At 48.2% G+C, this 14,867-nt stretch carries 14 protein-coding genes; 9 read left to right on the plus strand and 5 right to left on the minus strand.

Annotated features, from left to right (window positions below; all coding sequences use genetic code 11):
- Window positions 1-102 precede the first annotated feature (102 nt).
- From ABEQ74_RS17265 to ABEQ74_RS17305, 9 genes are all read left to right on the plus strand, one after another.
- Window positions 103-1,200 carry an HD-GYP domain-containing protein gene (locus ABEQ74_RS17265; RefSeq protein WP_430123350.1) on the plus strand — a complete coding sequence of 366 codons (1,098 nt, stop codon included), beginning with the start codon at window positions 103-105 and terminating at the stop codon, window positions 1,198-1,200.
- 18 nt (window positions 1,201-1,218) lie between these two features.
- Window positions 1,219-3,471: an MMPL family transporter gene (locus tag ABEQ74_RS17270; protein ID WP_430123351.1), complete on the plus strand. Its 2,253-nt coding sequence runs from the start codon at window positions 1,219-1,221 to the stop codon at window positions 3,469-3,471.
- A 148-nt stretch (window positions 3,472-3,619) separates the two neighbouring features.
- A complete protein-coding gene (gene yfkAB, locus ABEQ74_RS17275; RefSeq protein WP_430123352.1) occupies window positions 3,620-4,759 on the plus strand; it encodes a radical SAM/CxCxxxxC motif protein YfkAB in 1,140 nt (379 codons plus the stop codon).
- A gap of 26 nt (window positions 4,760-4,785) precedes the next feature.
- A complete protein-coding gene (locus ABEQ74_RS17280; protein WP_430123353.1) occupies window positions 4,786-6,111 on the plus strand; it encodes a hemolysin family protein in 1,326 nt (441 codons plus the stop codon).
- Window positions 6,112-6,145: 34 nt separating this feature from the next.
- Complete coding sequence (ytvI, locus tag ABEQ74_RS17285; RefSeq protein WP_430123354.1) at window positions 6,146-7,177, plus strand: sporulation integral membrane protein YtvI; 1,032 nt, start codon at window positions 6,146-6,148, stop codon at window positions 7,175-7,177.
- A gap of 150 nt (window positions 7,178-7,327) precedes the next feature.
- Window positions 7,328-7,549, plus strand: coding sequence for a spore coat associated protein CotJA (locus tag ABEQ74_RS17290; RefSeq protein WP_430123355.1), 222 nt, complete (start codon window positions 7,328-7,330; stop codon window positions 7,547-7,549).
- A 6-nt stretch (window positions 7,550-7,555) separates the two neighbouring features.
- Window positions 7,556-7,831 (plus strand): spore coat protein CotJB, encoded by a 276-nt coding sequence (locus ABEQ74_RS17295; RefSeq protein WP_430123356.1) that lies wholly within the window; start codon window positions 7,556-7,558, stop codon window positions 7,829-7,831.
- 90 nt (window positions 7,832-7,921) lie between these two features.
- Window positions 7,922-8,491 carry a manganese catalase family protein gene (locus ABEQ74_RS17300; RefSeq protein ID WP_430123357.1) on the plus strand — a complete coding sequence of 190 codons (570 nt, stop codon included), beginning with the start codon at window positions 7,922-7,924 and terminating at the stop codon, window positions 8,489-8,491.
- A 278-nt stretch (window positions 8,492-8,769) separates the two neighbouring features.
- Entirely contained in the window at window positions 8,770-9,456 is a 687-nt protein-coding gene (locus ABEQ74_RS17305) for an HAD family hydrolase (RefSeq protein ID WP_430123358.1), read from the plus strand.
- Window positions 9,457-9,563: 107 nt separating this feature from the next.
- Here the strand turns inward: ABEQ74_RS17305 and ABEQ74_RS17310 are convergent, their stop codons facing one another.
- From ABEQ74_RS17310 to ABEQ74_RS17330, 5 genes are read right to left on the minus strand one after another with little or no spacing between them, the layout of a single operon-like run.
- On the minus strand, window positions 9,564-10,679 hold the full coding sequence (locus ABEQ74_RS17310; protein ID WP_430123359.1) for a YheC/YheD family protein: 1,116 nt from the start codon (window positions 10,677-10,679) through the stop codon (window positions 9,564-9,566).
- The gene (locus tag ABEQ74_RS17315) at window positions 10,661-11,200 is read right to left on the minus strand and encodes a GNAT family N-acetyltransferase (RefSeq protein WP_430123360.1); all 540 of its coding nucleotides are present in this window, start codon (window positions 11,198-11,200) and stop codon (window positions 10,661-10,663) included. Before ABEQ74_RS17315 ends, ABEQ74_RS17310 begins: the two co-directional genes overlap by 19 nt.
- A 51-nt stretch (window positions 11,201-11,251) precedes the next feature.
- On the minus strand, window positions 11,252-12,358 hold the full coding sequence (locus ABEQ74_RS17320; protein ID WP_430123361.1) for a YheC/YheD family protein: 1,107 nt from the start codon (window positions 12,356-12,358) through the stop codon (window positions 11,252-11,254).
- Window positions 12,355-13,728, minus strand: a complete 1,374-nt coding sequence (locus tag ABEQ74_RS17325; RefSeq protein ID WP_430123362.1) for a YheC/YheD family protein — start codon at window positions 13,726-13,728, stop codon at window positions 12,355-12,357. The genes ABEQ74_RS17320 and ABEQ74_RS17325 overlap by 4 nt, the downstream gene beginning before the upstream one ends.
- On the minus strand, window positions 13,725-14,861 hold the full coding sequence (locus ABEQ74_RS17330) for a YheC/YheD family protein (RefSeq protein ID WP_430123363.1): 1,137 nt from the start codon (window positions 14,859-14,861) through the stop codon (window positions 13,725-13,727). Before ABEQ74_RS17330 ends, ABEQ74_RS17325 begins: the two co-directional genes overlap by 4 nt.
- Window positions 14,862-14,867: the final 6 nt, after the last annotated feature.

Below are 14,867 nucleotides of genomic sequence, written 5' to 3' on the forward strand. Positions count from 1 at the left end.
GTCGTACACAAGAAGGGAATCGGCTTCGTCGTATAGGACTCCAGTGAAGACTGAACGCTATATCCTACACAAGTTTGAAAATAGCAGAGGAAGTGACGGATTTTGCGTCTTATACCTATTAACGCGTTGAGGCCGGGAATGGTTCTTGGTAAAAAAATATATAGTAGCGAGGGGCTAATTCTGCTTGCCGAAGGGGTGGAGCTGACAACAGGACTTATCCGCCGACTGGGCACTTTAGAAATCGGGTATGTGTATATTGAGGATCGGATGACAGATGACATTATCGTTCCAGAGCTGTTAACTGAAGAGACCCAGCAGCAGGCGCTTCGCTCGCTTCGGACAAGCTTCAAGAATCTGGAGAATCAGACCACTTTGAAGGGCAGCTTCCTTCATCTTGGCAAAACATTTTCCGGGATGATGGAATCGATTATGGATGAAATATCAGAGCACGATGAGTGTATGGTACTGCTTACGGAGATGAATACGAATGATTACAACCTTTATCGTCATTCGCTTAACGTTTGCACTTATACCACGGTCCTCGGAGTGGCTCACGGTTATAGCCGAGATGAGCTGAAGGTTCTGGGCTTGGGGGCATTACTTCATGATATAGGCAAGACGCGGATCTCCCAGAAGCTTCTACAGCATCCTGGCCGCTTGAGTGATGAAGAATTCCGCGAGGTTCAGAAGCATACCGAGATCGGATTTGCAATTTTGAAGGATGAGCCCAACATTCCGCTGCTTTCGGCCCATTGTGCTCTATCCCATCATGAGCGCTTGGACGGCAGCGGCTACCCCAGGGCTTTAAAGGGACCTGACATCCACGAATATGCAAAATGGATAGCCATCACGGATTCTTATGATGCCATGACAACACAGCGAGTGTACAAGCCAGCTTTATTGCCGCATGAGGCAGTGGAGGTCATGTATGCAGGTTCTGGAAAGCTGTTTGAGCAGTCATTCCTGGCCACGTTTCGAGACCGTGTGGCGATATACCCTCCTGGAATCACTGTGAAATTACATACAGGAGAAAGTGGTGTTGTATCCAAAATACACGCGAACGTTCCGCACCGGCCTGTTGTACGTGTATTAACAGATGCCGAAGGCGTTCCGCTCCCCGCACCATACGAATTGGATTTGTCCCAAACGCTGACCACCATGATTACAGGCATCGGACATACTAACCAAGATCATACTTGATGATAAGGAGGTTGACTCGTGAGACGTAACGACCATACAACATGGCTGCATTCATGGGGGCGGTTCATTTATCGCCACCGTAAATCCATTGTTGTGGCCTGGTGTCTTTTGTTTTGCGGGTTGATTCCCTTTGCGTTCAAGCTGCCATCCCTACTCCAGCATAATGGGTTTACGCCGAAGGACAGCCCTTCCCAGGCGGGGGTTGAGAAACTGGAAGAGGGTTTAGGGTTGTCGGCGGCATCTCTGGATATCGTCATCATTAGCCAAGATGATGAGAATCTTACCACAGGTACATCCCAGAGGCGAATCATGACCGAATTGGAGCCTTTCCGGGCCCTTCCTTATGTCAGGGATATTTATATGAATATGGCTGCTCACAAGGCAGGTGAGGACCAGATTGTGTCGGTGACGGCATTGCTGGACTTGGATGCCTCAGAAGCCCTGAAGCGATTTGAAGAAATACGAGACTCCGTTCCTGACATAACGGGTGCAGATACATACATAACGGGAAATACCGCCATATTTGCTGATATGAACCAGGCTGTCAAAAGTGATATTATCCGTGCGGAGATGATCGGTATTCCAGCAGCGTTGCTCATACTGGCCATCGTATTCGGCACATTGACAGCGGCACTTCTTCCCTTGATAGCAGGTGTAACCAGCGTGGTGGTTACGATGGGTGTTCTGTATTTTGTTGCGCTGGCTGATGGCTCGATCAGCAATTTTCTTCCAAATGTCGTCACGATGTTGGGGCTTGCTGTAGGAATCGATTATGCCCTGCTGGTCGTAAGCCGTTTTAAAGAAGAAATGGGGAGAAACGGTGGAGATACCAGAACTGCTTTGGGTGTCACATGCGCTACTTCCGGTAAAGCTGTCATATTCTCCGGAGCTGCTGTTTTGATAGGTTTTGTGGCGATGAATTTTATAGATCTACCGATCTTCCGTTCCTTTAGCATAGGCGGTATTACTGTCGTTCTATTGTCCGTGCTGGCAGCCAATACGCTTCTTCCCGCTTTATTAGGACTTTTGGGTACACGGATCGATACAATTCCTTTATTTCCGGCCAAATACCGGGCTCATCGGATACGACAGACCTCCGGCATGTGGAAAAGGATCTCCAGATTTGTGATGGCTCATCCCGTAACCATTTCCCTGGCTGTCATCGGATTACTCATGGTGGCCATTTTTCCTGTTCGAAACATGAATATTGCCATTCCTGCCGCTGAAGTGCTTCCGCCTACCTATGAATCCCGATATGGTTACGACCTGCTCACACAGGCTTATGATGAACGAGAACTGAATTCCATCGTTGTAGCGGTTGATCTTCCAGCTTCCTATGACAATGTAAGGTCTATCGAGCTGATGAAGGCTTATACCGATGAAGTCAGGGGAATGCCGGGTGTGAATAGGGTGGAAAGTTACTTGAGCATTGGCAGAGGCTCCATCCAGGAAGTAACCAACTATTTGTCTCGTGATGACATCCGCCAGCAGCTGGAGCAGCATCACTTTGTCAAGAATAATGTGGCAGCCGTCGCTGTAATTCCGGAGTATGGGGAATCTCATGCACTCACCACGGAGCTTGTCCGGGAACTTCGGAAGATGGATACGAAGGAATTGACTACCTACGTCACGGGAAGCCCCGCTTACAAGCTTGATATTATAGATGCCATCCATCAAAATATTGCGCTGGTCCTGGGGTTTGTTTTTGTTGTTACCTATGTCATCCTTCTCTTGGCGTTTCGCTCGGTTGTACTTCCATTAAAAGCAAGTGTGATGAACATGCTTAGCCTCGGGGCTGGGCTTGGGATCGTGGTGTGGGTATTCCAAGAAGGGATAGGTGCTGATTGGCTCGGTGTCTCCTCTACGGGATCTATCTTTGCCCTTCTGCCGATACTCATATTTTGTGTTGTATTCGGCATATCGATGGACTATGAAGTAATGATGCTCTCGCGGATCATGGAGAACTATGTACGAACGGGAGATAACGAATTCAGTACAGCTGAAGGGCTGGAGAGCACGGGGGGACTGATCACAAGCGCAGCTTTGATTCTAGCAGTTGTTGTGGGAGCCTTTATATTTACGGACAACGAAGTTATGAAAGCCATTGGGTTAGGCCTGACTGCTGCCATTTTGCTGGATGCCACAGTAATCCGTGTGCTGCTAGTTCCAGCATTCATGAAAATCATGGGCAAAGCGAATTGGTGGAGTCCCCGCTGGCTGTTCCCTAGACATAGAGTGTCTTCCTCAGAGTGGACCGAGAAGGGGAAGTAAACGGTAGAACTTCATTCCAATCAAGCAAAAGCCTTCTGATTGGGTATGTTATAATCATATAATGGACTTTAATCCAAAACCGTAGAGTACATTCACGCTAAGTTGTACTATTTGATTCGGTAATTTAATGAAATAAGGTGAGTGAAACATGAGTAATACAGCACAGCCAATTCCAGCAGCCGTAAGGCAGATTTCGCCGAGTTATGATCCGTGGGATCCCATCACCTCCTTGCGCGAGCATGGCCGCCATGTGCTGACTAGTGTGGAGATGACCGTGACCCATCTATGTAATATGCGCTGCGAGCATTGCGCTGTTGGGGATATGCTAGTCATGAAGGAAGCCCCGATGCTGCCCCTGGATACGATGCTTAAACGGCTGGACGAGGTTGAGCACCTGCAGACGATCAGTCTGACTGGCGGTGAGCCGGCATTCTTGGGCAAGACCGTGGACAATGTCATTGTTCCTCTTCTGAAGTATGCCAAGGAGCGGGGAATCCGTACCCAGATCAATTCCAATCTGACGCTTGATATTAGTCGATATGAGAAAATGCTGCCCTACCTGGATGTCATGCACATCTCTTTCAATTATTTGAACGGAGATGATTTCTATGAGGTAGGCTTTGCCAATAGTGCACGCCCCGTTTCAAAGGAGACGGCATACAAGATGTATGATACGATGCTGGTCAACTCGGAGAAGCTGAGCGCAGCCGGGATGTACATATCCGCCGAATCTATGATTAATTACCGGACACATACGAAATTGGGCGGCATACACAAGCTGATCAAAGACATGGGCTGCAAACGGCATGAAGTCCATCCGATGTATGCTTCTAACTTTGCTTCGGCCCTACCGGTATTATCCTTGGCGGATATGAAAACCGCTATCCATCATCTGCTGGATGTCCGTGATCCAGACATGTGGATGCTGTTTGGAACGCTGCCATTCTATGCCTGTAGCTCCGATGATCAAGACCAGGAAATCATTCGCCGCCTGCGGCATGAACCGAACGTTACCGTTCGGAATGATCCGGACGGAAGGAACCGGGTGAATGTAAATTTATTTTCTGGTGATGTATATGTAACGGATTTTGCTGATATTGAGGCTTTTGGTAATATTAAGGAACAAACGCTGGACGATATTTTTGAAAAATGGTCAACAGGACACCCGTTAAATCAAACGGTCAATTGCCACTGCGATGCAGTGAGCTGCTGTGGACCGAATTTGTTGGTAGCCGACATGTACTACCGGGGTGTGGATTTCAAGTCAAGACAAGCAAAGACAAACTAGAACCCTAGGAAAGAAGGCGTGTCATCATGGCAGAGGAATTTGAGGTCGGGAAACTGATTTTGAATTTGCTCTTGGTTTTCCTACTCGTGTTGTTAAATGGTGTATTTGTAGCTGCGGAATTCTCATTGGTTAAAATGCGTCAATCCCGGCTGACCCAATTGGTTAGCGAAGGGAATCGGCTGGCGGGCATTGCCCTTAAAGTCAATCAGAAACTGGATGCTTATTTATCTGCGACCCAGCTCGGAATTACCCTAACTTCCCTGGGTCTTGGTTGGATCGGGGAACCTGCGATATCCGATTTGCTGGTGGCCCCGATCATGCATAGTCTTGGTATTACGAATGAAGCCTTGATCACCACGATTTCGGTTGCGGTGGGCTTCTGTATTATTACCTTCCTGCATATTGTGTTAGGGGAGCTTGCACCAAAATCTTTAGCCATCCAGCGGACGGAAGGAACAGCACTGCTTCTGTCAGCTCCGCTGCTCTGGTTCTATCGCATTTTTCTGCCAGTGATCTGGGTGCTGAACAAATCTGCCAACGGTATACTGAAGATGGTCGGCATCGAGCCTGCGAATGAGTCCGAAGCTGCTCATTCCGAGGAGGAAATTCGGATTCTGATGAGCGAGAGTGCAAAGAGCGGAGTCATTGACGAGAATGAAATGAAATTGATGGACAACCTGTTCGATTTCTCTGATTTGAGAGCCAGAGAAATTATGCTGCCGCGAACGGATATGGACGTTCTCTTCACCAACGCTACTTTGGAAGAGAATTTGCAGATTGTAAGTGAGACGAAGCATTCCCGTTATCCAGTAGCCACGGATAATAAGGATCGCATCATTGGATTTGTTCATATTACGGATCTTTTGCTTGCCGAGCCTGAGAAGCAGCGCGATCTGGCTTCCTTGGTAAGACCTATTATGGATGTATCGGAATCGACGGAGATCAGTCGTGTGCTGCGGCAAATGCAGGCAAAGCATGAGCAGCTTGCGCTAGTCGTAGACGAGTACGGCGGGACTGCCGGCATCCTTACAGCTGAGAAGATTCTTGAAGAGATTGTTGGAGACTTGTATGATGAATTTGAGGATGAACGGCCGGAAATCGAAGTGTATGATGAGTACTTTTCGGTGGACGGGCGGATGCTCATTGAAGAAGTGAATGATTTGACCGGTTTAATGATTGAAGAGCATAACGTAGATTCCATCGGCGGCTGGCTATTCAAGGAGCTTGAAGGCAATCCGGCAATTGGCAAGAAGGCGACCTTCAACGGAGTGGACTTTGAAGTTGAGGAATCTACACGTTTACGGGTAACTCGCGTTAAGATTCATTTCAAGTTGGAGAGCCGTCTCATCTAGTACTAGCAAGACTCTATCGGTTAGGAAGTGGATCATGTCGATTAAGCAGCTGATATTTATCGGCCTGGGGCTCCTGTTGCTGTATGGAATGTTTACGGTCGGAGCTCCCTTCTTGTTGGCTATTGTGATCGCTATTGCACTGGAGCCGTTAAATCGGCTCTTAATAAGAAGACTGCGGTTGAACCGCATTGCGGCTGCAACTGTGACCAGCACGTTGTTCCTTCTTCTAATGCTGCTTCTGGCGTATTTGATCGGGCTGCAGGTGTTTAATCAGCTGGTCGAATACTGGAGCCGGGCTCCGCAGTATTTTGAAGGGGCCAACGAATTTCTTCAGCATACGATTATCCAAGCACAGGACGTGCTGAACGGCATTTCTCCTGGGCTTGCCGATAGCCTTACGGAATTCATGTCGAATATTTCTTCCTATGTCCGCTCGCTTGTCAACTCGGTATCTTCAACCTTTTTGTCATTTGCCAAAGTACTGCCGAACCTGTTTGTGACGTTCATCGTATTCTGCGTGGCGGTTTACCTGTTTGCCTTCAGCCTCGATACGATGCGGGAAAAAGTTCTGTCCCTGTTCGATGAAACCTCACAGTCACAGGTGAATGAAGTATTGTTAAGTCTTAAGAAGTCGATCTTCGGCTTTTTGCGGGCACAGCTGATTCTCAGTCTCTTTACGTATGTGATTACGCTGCTAGGCTTGCTCGTATTAGGTATTAATTATCCGCTGGCAATTGCCTTGCTTGTTACGATTGTCGATATTTTGCCGATTCTGGGCGTTGGCTCCGTATTGGTGCCATGGTCCATCTATCTGCTCGCGGTAGGCGATATCTTTACGGGGATTGGTTTGATCATCCTCTTCATTCTGATTACAGTGATTCGCCGGGTGCTGGAACCGAAGGTTATAGGAGATGCCGTCGGAATTGGTGCTTTGCCTGCGCTTGTCAGCATGTATGTCGGCTTTAAGCTGGTTGGCGTGATCGGATTTTTTATCGGCCCATTGGTTGTCATTATCTATTCTGCTATGCGGAAAGCAGGCTTGTTTCAAATCAAAATCAAATTTTAAGACAATATGAAAAGAACCCTTTTCCCGGAAAAAATCCTGGGGAAAGGGTCTTTTTTGTCAAAATTAAAGTTCACTTTCTGGGCGAAAGACATATGTTAGTTACGAAGAGTCTTTGATAACTATGGTGAGCGATAATAAGGAGGAATACCTTTGAAGGAGAATCCGGAGGTACGCGTATATCCAGTCTTTCATTCGCCGTTTGACCCATGCCCTCCCAAACTTTACAGATCGTATGTTGTCCCTGTTAACCAGTTTATCGTGTTTCAACCCCCAGGCCTACCACAGTTTAGCCCTGCCGAAGCATTGAGACACGGAACGTTATGGCCATCCTTGTACAGTCCGTATACCTCGCGAAAATTTAAAGGAGAGTGATCGGCCGTGAATGAAGCCAGACCCCAGGTTGGAGATCTGAAGTATTACGAAATGCTGGAGCAGCTTCAGGCATTGGATTTTGTCCTGGTGGAGCTGAATCTGTTTTTGGATACTCATCCGGATGATCTCAAAAGCATCGAGCAGTTCAACAGGCTGACACAGGAACGGACAGTGCTTGCTAAGCAGTTTCAGGAGTGTTATGGACCGCTGCAAAATTTTGGCCGGGCTTTCTCCAAATATCCGTTTGAATGGGCGCAAGGTCCATGGCCTTGGCAGGTTTAATGGTGCTGGCTAGCGGGCTGCTGCTTTGTTTAAGACTTGCATGCAGCCCCCGTGAGGAGGAAAAGCGAAAACAAGGAGGCGGAGGAGCCCATGTGGGTATATGAGAAAAAGCTTCAGTATCCTGTACGCGTAAGTAAATGTGATCCCAGAATGGCAAGGTTCTTGATGGAGCAATATGGTGGTGCCGATGGGGAACTCGCGGCTGCGCTCCGGTACTTGAATCAGCGGTACACCATTCCAGACAAGGTCATCGGATTACTGAACGATATCGGTACAGAGGAATTGGCACATCTTGAAATGATTGCTGCCATGGTGTACAAATTGACCAAAGATGCAAGCGTAGCGGAGCTCGAGGCTGCCGGTCTTGGCCCTCACTATGCAAATCATGATCATGCACTGTATTATGAGAATGCCGGTGGGGTTCCGTTCACGGCAACTTACATTCAGGCAAAAGGAGATCCGATCGCGGATTTATATGAGGATATTGCGGCAGAAGAGAAAGCGCGTGCTACATACCAATGGCTCATCGACATGACGGATGATGTAGATTTGCAGGACAGTCTTAAGTTTTTGCGGGAACGGGAAATCATTCATTCTCTCCGCTTCCGTGAAGCCGTAGAAATCATCAAGGATGACCGCGCCACGAAGAAGATATATTAAGATAGGGAAGCGTTCATTCAGCCTAATGAAATATACAATGACAGGCCAGGATGCAAGGAGATTTCCGGGCCTGTCTTATTCATGCTAAGGGGACTCACTTGGAAGCAAGTATCCAGCCTGGGCATGCAAGTTGAAGTGGACAAGCCTAGGTAGGGTGCATATTATTCGCCAATATCTGCGAGGTAAATGGGGTTTGCAGTTGTGATATCGTTCCTATATGATGAGGGAAGACTAGACTATAATTAACGTATATGGAGCGAAGGGAAGGGAGAACCCAAGTGGAGAACACTGCAACGTTGACCAAGCCGGTAGCGATGATATTTGATATGGATGGAACCCTGTTTCAGACGGAGACCCTCCTGTTGCCTGCTTATCACCAATTATTCGACATTTTGCGTGAAGAGGGGCATTATGAGGGGGAAACTCCGGATGAGGAACTTATGCTTGGATGTTTGGGGATGCTGCTTGATGATATCTGGAAAAAAGTCATTCCCAATGGGACATCCGCGGCACACCGCCGTGCGGACGAGCTGCTGCTGCAGCTGGAGCTTGAAGGATTGAATAATGAGGCCGCGGTTCTGTATCCCGAGGTGAAAGAAACGCTGGAGGAGCTTCATCGACGCGGCGTTCGCTTGTTTGTTGCCAGTAACGGTCTGGAGCATTACGTGAAAGGCATAGCTGAAGCGAGAGGGATCATGCCGCTTTTTGAAGGGATATACAGTGCCGGGGAGCATGGGACGGCTTCGAAGGTAGATCTGGTTCGTTTGCTGCTGGAGCAGCATGATATCCAAGACGCTTGGATGGTAGGAGACCGATCATCCGACGTGGAGGCAGGTAAAGAGAATGGCCAGACGGTTATTGGCTGTCAATATGCAGGTTTCGGAGGGAAACAGGAGCTGAAAGGATCGGATGTAATTATCCATTCTTTTTCACAGTTGTTGAAGCTTCATGACCATGCCGAGTAGAGATAGATAGGAGTCACAAAGGCTGTTTCCAATGGTAGCAATTGACCCACTTGGAAATAGCCTTTGTGTTATCCTAGAAATGCTAAACCGGTATTCGTACGTTTGACTTAAGCATTCTTAGCGTTTTTTTTCTGGTTGTATACCCACAGGGCATACTCTAACGGTTTTACCATGGACTCACGGTAGGCGGCCATATCGCCGACTTGTGAGAATACTTCCCTTGATGGTTTAGGATTCACCTCGAGGAGAAAGACTCTTCCCGTTTTATCGATGGCTAGATCCAGGGCTAGCTCGCATAAGCCCCCATACTGTCCGTCAAGAAATTGGGCTATATCTACACCGAGGGCTTCGGCTTCCTTTCGGATATTGGCGGATTGTACCGGATCCTCGATCCATTTACTCAGCAATTCATCCATCATGGTTGCGCGCCCGCCGCCATGCAGGTTGGATGTGACACTTCTTAGTGCGCCGACTCGCCCTACACATCCGGTAACCTTCCATTGACCGGAGCCGTTTTTTTGTACGAGCATCCGATAATCATGTACTCTTCCATCGGGAAGCTCCAGCTGAATTCCCTCTTGTACCAAGTATCTATCTTTATTACCCCAGCCTGACAAATATTGTGCCAGATAGCCTGAAGGCATTCTTTTCGGTTTAATGATGCTTCGGTTGTGATTGCGTCCCCGGACTTCATACGTACCCGTAACACCCGGGACCTTCGTGATTCGCAGGATTCCACGCCCGCCCGTTCCGTTGATCGGTTTAAAATAGACGGTAGGGTGGTTTTCCAGCATCCGATGAATGTCACTTGTGCTGCTCACAATCCGGGTAACAGGCAAATGGGGCCGGAAGCGTTTTTTGGTGGACAGTATTTGATGAATCGTCCATTTGTTACGTAAAGGTCTGTTCAAAAACAGCAAATGCCGATAACGCGAACGAAAACTTAGCAGCTGTTGGAAGCGGGGACTCTTTTGAATGCGACAGCGGTCAAAAATCATATTGGGAAATGAACGCCATCTTCGGCTCCATCCCCGGTTATCAGGATCGTACTCCATGGCATTGATCAGGCCTTTAGAGTTGTTTACATCGGAGGGAGTAAAGACATAGACGTCCAGCCCCATCTCTTTCCCTTCCTTGATCATATGCTCGTAGATATGCCGTTCCTCCAGCTTTTTCCGTTGATCCAAGTATAACGTCATAATGCCTAAGACGGGTTTTGACACGGAAGCTCACCTTCTTGAATAGAGTCAGCGCTAGTTGTTAAAGAACTTCGGAATTGGTTTGAGGGCAAGGCTCCGCTCATGATGAATCTAGGCTTACCTGACGGGCCTTGCTCCAGTGTAACGGCCTGCAACCCTGCATGAAAGCACATTCGCAAACTGGCTGAATATTCGGCAGTCACTTTGCATCGCAATCGGCCGAAACTGATTAATTGTAAGCGGATCAGAGAAGATCCGATACGTCGATTACGATATAGAGGGTGTACAGCAACCATACAGGCGTCTTCTCCAAAGTTTGCCGCAAAGCAAATCCCTACCGGTATATGGCCGACATCGCTTCGAACCGTTGCCGCGACGATGGAGGTGCCAGGTTTCAGCAGCCCATCGTAGGATAGCGTTGCAAGACACTGATGATCTTCATGGATCAGTTGCTCATTGCTGTATCGCCGTAAGAAATCACTGCATTGCCGCTTTGCAAGAGGCCATTCATCCGGGCTTGAGAGAGAGAGGGATGAGATCTTCATAGGATCCTCTCCTTTCCTGGGTTTTTAATGAATAAGGAGCTCGCGTCCTGCTTATCTTTGATTGATAAGGTAGTCGGAATATTGAAAAATCCGCTCCAAAGATTTCTTGCGAATCCCGGGTTCATCGAATTTCATTGGTCTTGAGTTGGCTTCAAAGAACCACAGGACACCTTCATTGTCAATGCCAAGGTCCATGGACATTTCTCCATGTGGATGACCGGAACTTTTCTCAATTTGCCGGGCCATATGGACGACTGCTTTTTTAACTTCACTGAGAATGGCATCGGAGCGCTCCTGGCCAAACACGATGGGCAGTAATTTCTCAGGATCCTCAATCGTTCCTCCGCGAGGAACGTGAGTCGTTATACTTTTGGCACCGGCCATACGAGCACCAACGCCGGTAACGGCCCAAAGTCCGGATTCATTTTTCTGTACAAGAATACGGAGGTCAAAAGCACGCCCATGGACCTGAGCTAATTCAATTCCCTGCTGGATCAAGTAACAGCTCCCTTTAGTTTCCTGATAGATCCGGTTCCAAAGTCGCTCCAGGGAAGCTGCTTTGTAGGTAGTACTGTTTTTGTTATTCTGAATTTGAATGCGGTAGGGCAACGATTTATCCTTCTGGTAACGCACCCTCATGATGCCTTGGCCGGCTTTGCCATCCTCAGGCTTAAGATACAGGTAAGGCTTTCGTTTGATCATTTCGTATAAAGTAGGAAAGCCCTTCATACGCTTCGTTAAGGGAGCCCATTTCTTGGTTAAACCTGATTTATTCAGCCATACAAACAGCTGCCTTTTATTAAAGAAATGCGGATTGTAAATATCGATGCGGGGATGCAGCTGACATTCCTTGATTTTGCGACGAACCCAGGGGAGGGATTCATCCTCCCGGTTTGGAATTCGGTTGTATATCACCTGGGGCAGCGGGCACTGTCTCTGCTCCCAGGTATTATCGTGCTGCAACATATAGCCTTTAACGGTATCCGAGTTCAATTTCAGATCGCGTACGGTCACTACATAGACTAGAAAACCCATCTCTTTTCCCGTTTTGATAATTTCCTGGAAATTTTGCCTATTGCCTCTAAACATCGTATTTGAATCATGCATGGTCAGGATTGCCACAATGGGTTTTCCATCACTCTCCACTCGGCTGATCACGAATCATTCCCCCTGTGGAAGCCACTCAAATACATACTATGGTCGAAAATATGCTCGACCGATGCTTTTCCTTCTGCTTTGAGCGCAGGATGGTTGAAGATCGATCGGCCTGGCTTCGAATTTGCTTCAAACATCCAGATTCTCTCTTGATCATCAATTCCGATATCAAATCCGAGTTCTCCCAGGAGATGTGGATGATGACTCTCGATGGCTTCCGACATTGTGATGGCAGCTTGCTTGGTACGTTCCAGTACTTCCCGCGATTTGGAGCCGAATGCTCTGGAAAGCGCGTGTTCCGGCGTCAACAATGATCCACCATTTTTGATGTGCGTAGTTACACTGCCACGGCCAGCCTTTTTGGCACCGATACCAACTACCGCCCAGCTATTTTTGCTGTTCTTATGCATATGGAATCTGAAATCGATCGGGCACCCATCAATTTCTATGAGACGTATTCCCTGTTGAATGACATAATTCCGCAGCCTGGAACCGTGTTTGGCTTGGAGCATCCGCATTAGGCTATTAAAATTGGGGAATTTAAGCAGTGTGTTGCCTTCGTTGCCGTGATAACGCGCGTAGTAGCCTTTTTTCGGAAGGTAGGTTAAGCGGTAGATGCCGAGGCCTAAACTACCGGCAGAGGGCTTATAATATACAAAATTATGACGCTCCATCATATCTTTAATCCGTTCAGGACTTGGATTATTATGGGTTTCCGGCAAGTACTTTCCTGCTTGCAGATCGCCATCCAGCAGTGAATATATATCGGATTTGTTGAAGAAGGCCCAGTTAAAGAACTTGATATTGCGTTTGCCAAAACGGTCCCGCAGCTGATTAGTAAAAGGTGAAAAGTCAGTTTTGCGGCTAGGGAGGCGGTTATAGACGACGTCAGGAAGCGGGGCGGTTCGGCGAACAAAGCCTCCGTTAGCGCCGAGTAAATAACCCTGGACGCTGCCCCGCTGCCAGTTTATATCCCGCGGAGCAAATGCATATACAAACATTTTTTTATTGCCTTCGCGAAGCAGCTGCCGGATATAGGAGGTCCGAGCCCCGAAGGGATTGGACGGAGTGTGCGGACCATCCGATAGAATCCCGACAACAGGCCCTAATTCGATTTCTCCCTCATGGGCAGAATGAATGTAGATGGGTCCTTGTCTGGGAACGGGGATGCTGTTTCGGACTCCGCTGCTTAAATAGATGTGTTTCCCGGATCGCTCTATCGGCTTTACCGCAGTTGATATGGTGCTCGTGCCTATTCGAAGCTGAATGGATTTTTTGCTTGATACCCCTAGGCTTCGAAACAGCGAACCGGATAAAAAGACGACTTTTTCGGGCTGCTGCGAGAAGTGAATATTTCCGAAATTCAAACTCATGTATTTACCCTCCTAAGTTGTCGAAGCAATAAATATCGGGCGTATTGAATCGGATGTTCAACGGATAACCTGGCTGCGTGAGCATCTCCCGTTAAAGTGAATGCACGTCGGCCAGGTTTGGAATTTACCTCCAGAATCCATACCCGCCCTTGGGTATCTACGCCGAAGTCGAACCCCAGCTCGCCCAGTCGGCCGAATCCTTCTTCCAGCAAGGGGGGAAGCTGAACAGATAAATGACGGATGGTCCGAATGATCCGAGCAGCCTTTTCATCTCCGAAATTGGAGGCTAAATATGACAAGGCAGGGTAAGCCGTACCGCCTCCATGAAGGTTAGAAGTCAATCCGTCCTCTGCTCCTTGCCGAACCGCAATTCCTGTGATGGACCATAAGCCGCGATCATTCTTTTGAACGAGAGACCGGAGATCATACGGATTCCCTTTTCGGTTTAGAAGTTTCAGGAAAGGTTGAATGATAAATCGGCGATTGCCCGTAAAATGCCGGACCCAGTCGTCCATCTGCTGGAGAGTAATCGTCTGCTCGAACGTATGGTTTCGTCGGTCTCTTCCTTGCAGTTTGATCTTCTGATCTTCTATAAAAGACAGGTATAGAGTATGACGACCTTGTGAGCCCCCGCTTGGTTTCATGAAGATTCCGCTCCTGAAAGTCAGCAAAGCCCGGTTTAGTGACTCAGCCCCTGTATATTGAATAGTGGCTGGAAGATGAGGTTTTAAGTCGGAGGAGCGTTTCAAGAATTGATGAACTTTCAGTTTTCCCGGCAGCCCCCGTGACCAGAGCATGGAGCCTTGCTGCAGCAGTCTGTTCAGAAACTCACTGGCGCTAGCGGTTTCCTCACCGTTTCGGTGCAGGCATCGGTCGTAGATGAGCTCAGGCGCAGAAAAGGTGCCGATGCTCCATCCATCTGCTCGATTGTAGCGATACCCTTGTATTTGTTTTACAGGGCCACCGGTTCCCCCGACGGCGGAATCGCCCTCCGGGCAAAATACGAATACCTGCACTCCAAGTCCCTTGGCCTGTGAACTCAGTTTTCCTAAATATTCCTTCTCGGCAAAAGGCGGAAATCCCGGTCTGCGACATACCATGACACCCAGGGTGCCTATCATATTTAAGGACATAGGGTT

Source organism: Paenibacillus solani, assembly GCF_050475945.1.
GTDB lineage: Bacteria > Bacillota > Bacilli > Paenibacillales > Paenibacillaceae > Paenibacillus_AQ > Paenibacillus_AQ solani_A.

Coding starts and splice junctions, on each gene's coding strand:
- ABEQ74_RS17300 (WP_430123357.1), top strand. CDS start 7,922: ATGTGGGTATATGAGAAAAAGCTTCAGTATCCTGTACGCGTAAGTAAA.
- yfkAB (WP_430123352.1), top strand. CDS start 3,620: ATGAGTAATACAGCACAGCCAATTCCAGCAGCCGTAAGGCAGATTTCG.
- ABEQ74_RS17325 (WP_430123362.1), bottom strand. CDS start 13,728: ATGAGTTTGAATTTCGGAAATATTCACTTCTCGCAGCAGCCCGAAAAA.
- ABEQ74_RS17330 (WP_430123363.1), bottom strand. CDS start 14,861: ATGTCCTTAAATATGATAGGCACCCTGGGTGTCATGGTATGTCGCAGA.
- ABEQ74_RS17280 (WP_430123353.1), top strand. CDS start 4,786: ATGGCAGAGGAATTTGAGGTCGGGAAACTGATTTTGAATTTGCTCTTG.
- ytvI (WP_430123354.1), top strand. CDS start 6,146: ATGTCGATTAAGCAGCTGATATTTATCGGCCTGGGGCTCCTGTTGCTG.
- ABEQ74_RS17315 (WP_430123360.1), bottom strand. CDS start 11,200: ATGAAGATCTCATCCCTCTCTCTCTCAAGCCCGGATGAATGGCCTCTT.